This window comes from Allocoleopsis sp. (assembly GCF_036703385.1).
Classification (GTDB): Bacteria; Cyanobacteriota; Cyanobacteriia; order Cyanobacteriales; family Coleofasciculaceae; genus Allocoleopsis.
The window spans coordinates 1-2,845 of the sequence record NZ_DATNPA010000495.1 but is presented as its reverse complement, the minus strand read 5'-3'; the positions used below and the strand labels follow the sequence as shown (position 1 = coordinate 2,845).

The window sequence follows — 2,845 nt, the reverse complement described above, 5'->3', positions numbered from 1 at the left end:
CAAACAGCGGACTTAAAAACCTACTATCCCACCACAACCCTGGTTACAGGATTTGACATCATCTTCTTCTGGGTTGCTCGGATGACGATGATGGGGGGACATTTCACAGGTGAGATGCCATTTAAGACAGTTTACATCCACGGCTTAGTGCGGGATGAGAACAATAAGAAAATGTCCAAAACCGCAGGCAATGGCATTGACCCCTTGTTGCTAATCGATAAGTACGGTACCGACGCACTGCGCTATACCCTGGTGAAGGAAGTAGCTGGGGCGGGTCAAGATATCCGCTTGGAGTACAACCGCAAGACGGATGAGTCTGCCTCAGTGGAAGCGTCACGCAATTTTGCCAACAAACTGTGGAATGCCGCCCGGTTTGTGATGATGAATCTCGATGGTAAGACTCCCCAAGAGTTGGGGAAACCTGCGCCAGAGGTGATGGAGTTGAGCGATCGCTGGATTCTCTCGCGATTCTATCAAGTGGTGCGCCAAACCAACGACTCCCTCGAAAACTACGGCATGGGAGAAGCCGCAAAGGGACTCTACGATTTCATCTGGGGTGACTTCTGCGACTGGTACATCGAGATGGTCAAATCGCGGTTGCGTGAGGATGCGTCTTCCCCGTCGCGAAAAGTGGCTCAAGCGACTCTCGCCTATGTGTTGGAAGGAATTCTCAAACTGCTTCATCCCTTTATGCCCCATATCACTGAAGAGATTTGGCATACACTGACTCAAAAATCAGATGAGGCTTTGGCGCTACAACCTTACCCACAAGTGGGGGATATAGAAGGGACGAACTGGAGTGAACCCGTCTCGCTGGAGGCCGAAACGCGATCGCTTTTACCCGCCTCGACAACCGAAACCCCCAAAACTGAGCTGAAACCGATTGCCAGTGCTAGCGATTCGGGGGCATTATCTCGCCTGAATCCATCCTTGAGTCAATCGGCGTCAATATGGAATCAAGTTGCCAAAGTTTTGTCTGAATTGCCGGATGAAATAGGCAAGTTTTTCAATCAATACCAACAGCCTCTGATTGTGGTGACACTATTGCTAGTCACAATCATTACTCTCAAAGTCACGTTAGCTGCTGTCAGCGCCATCAATAGTTTCCCCATCTTGCAACCGACATTTGAACTGATTGGCATCGGATACACGACGTGGTTTGCTTCCCGCTATTTGCTCACGGTTGCCAAGCGGCAAGAGTTGGCGGCTGCAACTGTTGCACTTAAAGAACAAGTGATTGGCACAGGAGAACCCAAACCATTGCCAAGACTGGTCGCAGAGGACACAAAAAGCCCCCCAGCCTTAATCTCGGCATCAACGTCTCTGATTGACCCACAACTGGAGCAACAGTTTGAATTACTACTGGGTACTATTCGCACGATCCGCAACCTCCGAGCAGAGGCTGATATAAAGCCTGGGGTAAAGGTGACAGTCATTCTACAAACGAGTAGTCGTGAAGAACGTCAAATCCTTGAGGCAGGCCAGTCCTACATCAAAGATTTAGCAAAGGTGGCAAGCTTGACCATTACCCCAGAGTTAGAGCAAGAACTCAAGACAACGATGGCGGGTGTCATTGGTACGGTTCAAGTACTGATGCCGCTAGAAGGTGTTGTAGATTTGGAGGCTCTTCGCGCTAAGTTAGAGCGAGATTTAGGTAAAGTAGAAGCGGAAGCTAAATCGCTGTCCGGGCGTCTGGCTAATCAGAACTTTGTCAGCAAAGCTCCGGCAGACATTGTGCAGGGTGCGAAAGAGGCTTTGGCAGAAGCCGAAAAACAAGCAGAAATTTTACGCGATCGCCTTTCTCAGATATAGAGATGCGATTGAGGTAATTCATCTGCCGTCTTGAGTGTCCCTAACTTCTAATCAACAAGAGCAAACAGCCAATGCTACACCTAGCCCAAGTACAACACAATGAAAGTGCAGGGGGGGTGGAACTGCAATTACTAGCCCGCCAAAACTCTGAACACACCTGGGCTGTAATCAACCCAGAAAGTATTCCACTGACCAACAGCAAACCTCTAAATGAAGGCTCGTTGATTTTGGTGGAACTTTCTGAAAACCACGAGATTGTGAGTATTCAACCTGCCAAAGACTGGGTCTTGGATTTGGTGGAGAAGTACCTGACTATTGAGGTGAATCCAACCTTTTTACAGGAAGAAGCGGAACGTGTTGAACAGTGGCGGCAAGACTTAACCTTGCAAAGTCAAGATTTGACTCGTCGCAATCTGGAGTTGGAAGCACGTCGTGAACAACTCCAAACGTTGGAAGAAGAGTTGAAAGAGGAAAAACAGAAACTAGAGCAGCGCAATAAAGAATCCGAATCCAATGATTCCGACTCCTAAGCACTGCTCTCACATCAGAGGGAAGAGGTGAAAGGGACAAGGAAAAAGGAAATTTTCCTTCTCCTTTTTGTTTTTTTATTTACCCCTACCCTTTGTAGAATTGGGACTAACGCTTATAACACAGAGGGTGAGGGTGATCGGCTGGTGGCAAAAACACTCGACAGCGCTCCCTGAGGTTCTCCGAGGAGAACAACCGAGCAAGTAAGCTGGTTCACCAGTGGGGTAATTGTTTCACCAATGGCTAGTCCGTCGGCACCAACCCGACGCCGTAGCGATCGCAAAACCACTAAATCCTGACCCTGAGAAGCTCTCAGAATCGCTTGGGTTACATTCTCCTGGGGAATAATTACAACCTCAGTTGGTGGTGGATCGGATGACTGCTGAGAGGCAATCAGCGATAACTGAGAACGAGTCCAGGCAATCTTACCCTGTGGGGTTCTGGGGTCGCAGACATGGAGCAACGTCACCTGAGCTTGATTGACCTGAGCTAAAATCTGGGCAAA

At 48.8% G+C, this 2,845-nt stretch carries 3 protein-coding genes; 2 read left to right on the top strand and 1 reads right to left on the bottom strand.

Annotated features, from left to right (window positions below):
• Both V6C93_RS24295 and V6C93_RS24290 read left to right on the top strand, forming a co-directional pair.
• The coding region (locus V6C93_RS24295) for a class I tRNA ligase family protein (protein WP_333479250.1) at positions 1-1,812 on the top strand (1,812 nt) is incomplete at its 5' end.
• A gap of 71 nt (positions 1,813-1,883) precedes the next feature.
• Entirely contained in the window at positions 1,884-2,342 is a 459-nt protein-coding gene (locus V6C93_RS24290) for a hypothetical protein (protein ID WP_333479249.1), read from the top strand.
• Positions 2,343-2,455: 113 nt separating this feature from the next.
• On the opposite strand, the gene V6C93_RS24285 is transcribed toward V6C93_RS24290, so the two are convergent.
• A partial coding sequence (locus V6C93_RS24285; protein WP_414644267.1) for a universal stress protein occupies positions 2,456-2,845 on the bottom strand: 390 nt, incomplete at its 5' end.